Source organism: Streptomyces sp. NPDC006393, assembly GCF_040628575.1.
Lineage (GTDB): Bacteria > Actinomycetota > Actinomycetes > Streptomycetales > Streptomycetaceae > Streptomyces.
This window is the reverse complement of sequence record NZ_JBEXZD010000210.1, coordinates 1-2882: the sequence shown is the minus strand read 5'-3', so window position 1 is coordinate 2882 and position 2882 is coordinate 1. Positions and strand designations below refer to the sequence as shown.

Genomic DNA, 2882 nt, shown 5'->3' with positions numbered 1-2882 from the left:
CGCGCGAAGGCGGCCTCGGCGACGGAGCGCGGCACCCGGTTCCAGTACACCCGGGCGATCCGCCAGGGCTCGCCCAGGTCGGGCCACCGGAACGACCGGTCGGGCGCCGCACTTGTGTGCGTCGGCATTCGATCGCTCGCGGGTACCCGTCGAGCCAAAATCAGTCACACAAGGGGATATTCTCGGCATCCGGGGTAGTGAGTGGAGCAAATCCGTTCCCAGATCGGTCAGTTGTGGTGCTGAATGGGAGTGCGGGGATACGCGACGGCGTGCGCCGGGCACAGCGGAAGGGGCGGGCGCCACTGGCGGCTGAGAGGGGTTGTTCGTGCCAGCTTTCCCACACAGCACCACATCGACAGCGACTGCGGTCGCAGTGCCACCATCGCTCGCTCTCCCGGTGATCGAGGCCGCGTTCCCCAGGCAACTCCACGCCTATTGGCCCAAACTCCAGGAGAAGACCCGCTGCTGGCTGCTGGAAAAACGGCTCATGCCGGCGGACAAGATCGAGGAACATGCCGACGGCCTGTGCTACACCGACCTGATGGCGGGCTACTACCTCGGCGCCCCGGACGACGTGCTCCAGGCCATAGCGGACTACAGCGCCTGGTTCTTCGTCTGGGACGACCGGCACGACCGCGACATCGTCCACGGCCGGCCCGTCGCCTGGCGGCGGCTGCGGCGCGCACTGCACACGGCCCTCGACGCACCCCGGGAACACCTGCACCACCAGGACACCCTGGTCGCGGGGTTCGCGGACAGCGTGCTGCGGCTGTACGCGTTCCTGCCGACGACATGGAACGCCCGCTTCGCCCGGCACTTCCACACGGTGATCGAGGCGTACGACCGGGAGTTCCACAATCGCACCGAGGGCATCGTGCCCACCGTCGAGGAGTACCTCGCCCTGCGCCGGCTCACCTTCGCGCACCGGATCTGGACCGACCTGCTGGAGCCGAGCGCGGGCATGGAACTCCCGGACGCCGTACGGAAGCACCCCGCCTATCGGCGTCCGGCGTTGCTCAGTCAGGAATTCGCCGCCTGGTACAACGATCTGTGTTCACTGCCCAAGGAAATCGCGGGTGACGAGGTGCACAACCTCGGGATAAGCCTTGTCAAACACGACGGGCTGACTCTCGAGGAGGCGATCGCAGAAATTCGCAGGCGCGTCGAGGAATGCATATCCGAATTCCTTGTCGCGGAGCGGGAGGCTTTACGTTTCGCCGACGGCCTCGCGGACGGCACGGTGCGGGGAAAGGAACTGAGCGCCGCCGTACGGGCCTGCATCGGCAATATGCGCAACTGGTTCAGTTCCGTCTACTGGTTCCACCACGAGTCCGGCCGCTACATGGTCGACAGCTGGGACGACCGGTCGACGCCCCCGTACGTCAACAACGAAGCGGCAGGTGAGAAATGACCGTCGAGTCGGTGAGGTCCGAGGCCCGGCCCGAGGCAGGACCGGAACTGCGTGAGCCGCCCGTGGCCGAGGGAGCGGTCCCGCTCCTCGGCCACGGCCTGAAACTGGCCCGCGACCCGCTGGCCTTCCTGAGCCGGCTGCGCGACCACGGCGACGTCGTCCGCCTCCGGCTCGGCCCGAAGACGGTGTACGCCGTCACCGCGCCCGCCCTCACCGGGGCGCTGGCCCTCAGCCCCGACTACATCATCGCCGGCCCGCTGTGGGAGTCCCTGGAGAGCCTGCTCGGCAAGCAGGGCGTGGCCACCGCCAACGGCCCGCAGCACCGGCGTCAGCGCCGCACCATCCAGCCCGCCTTCCGGCTCGACGTGATCCCCGAGTACGGGCCGATCATGGCCGAGGAGTCCCACGCGCTCGTGGCGCGCTGGCGCTCCGGCGAGGTGCTCGACGTCACGGCGGAGTCCTTCCGCGTGGCCGTCCGCGTCGCCGCCCGGTGCCTGATGCGCGGCAGCTACATGGATGCCCGTGCCGAGCGCATATGTGCCGCGCTGGCCACGCTGTTCAGCGGAATGTACCAGCGCATGGTCGTGCCCCTCGGTCCGCTTTACAAGGTGCCGCTCAAACCCAACCGCGAATTCAATCGCGCCCTGGCCGATTTGCATCTGCTGGTCGACGAGATCGTCGCCGACCGGCGGGCAAGCGGTCAAAAACCGGACGATTTGCTGACGGCTTTGCTGGAGGCGAAGGACGAGAACGGCGAGCCCATCGGGGAACAGGAGATCCACGACCAGGTCATCGCGATACTCACCCCGGGAAGCGAAACCGTCGGTTCCACGATCATGTCGCTGCTCCTCGTGCTCGCCGAGCACCCGGATCTCGGGGACAAGATCCGGGACGAGGTGAAAACGGTCGTGGGGGACCGGCCGGTCGCATTCGAGGACGTCCGAAAACTGAGGTACACCGCGAATGTCGTCGTCGAGACAATGCGGCTGTACCCGGCCGTATGGATTCTGACCCGGCGTGCGGTGACCGACACCCGGCTCGGCGGATACCGCATCCCCAAGGGCGCGGACGTCATCTACAGCCCGTACGCCGTCCAGCGCGACCACCGCTCCTACGACCGCCACGAGGACTTCGACCCCGATCGGTGGCTCCCGGAGCGGGCCAAGGCGGTCCCGAAGTACGCGATGGAGCCGTTCAGCGTGGGCAACCGGAAGTGCCCGAGCGACCACTTCTCGATGGCCGAACTCACGCTGATCACCGCGGCGATCGCCTCCGCCTACCGCTTCGAGCAGGCCCCCGGCTCCGATCCGAGGCCGCGCATCGGCATCACCCTGCGCCCGCGCCGCCTGCTGCTGCGGGCCCTGCCCCGCTGACCGGCCGGCGCCCGGCCGACCCTCGCCTTCGGCGCCCTCGCGATCGTCCAGTCCGCCCTCGCCACCGGCCTGGCACTGTGGATCCTCGGCCTGAAGGT

2 protein-coding genes and 1 pseudogene are annotated in these 2882 nt (G+C 68.2%); 2 read left to right on the top strand and 1 reads right to left on the bottom strand.

The window, feature by feature from the left end; genetic code table 11:
* Positions 1–107: pseudogene (locus ABZ484_RS38515) on the bottom strand (N-acetyl-1-D-myo-inositol-2-amino-2-deoxy-alpha-D-glucopyranoside deacetylase); the annotation flags it as partial.
* A 218-nt stretch (positions 108–325) separates the two neighbouring features.
* Between ABZ484_RS38515 and cyc1 the strand changes: the two are divergent.
* Positions 326–1411 (top strand): epi-isozizaene synthase, encoded by a 1086-nt coding sequence (gene cyc1 / locus ABZ484_RS38510; RefSeq protein WP_358870606.1) that lies wholly within the window; start codon positions 326–328, stop codon positions 1409–1411.
* The gene (locus ABZ484_RS38505; RefSeq protein WP_358870605.1) at positions 1408–2784 is read left to right on the top strand and encodes a cytochrome P450; all 1377 of its coding nucleotides are present in this window, start codon (positions 1408–1410) and stop codon (positions 2782–2784) included. Before cyc1 ends, ABZ484_RS38505 begins: the two co-directional genes overlap by 4 nt.
* The last annotated feature ends 98 nt before the right edge of the window (positions 2785–2882 follow it).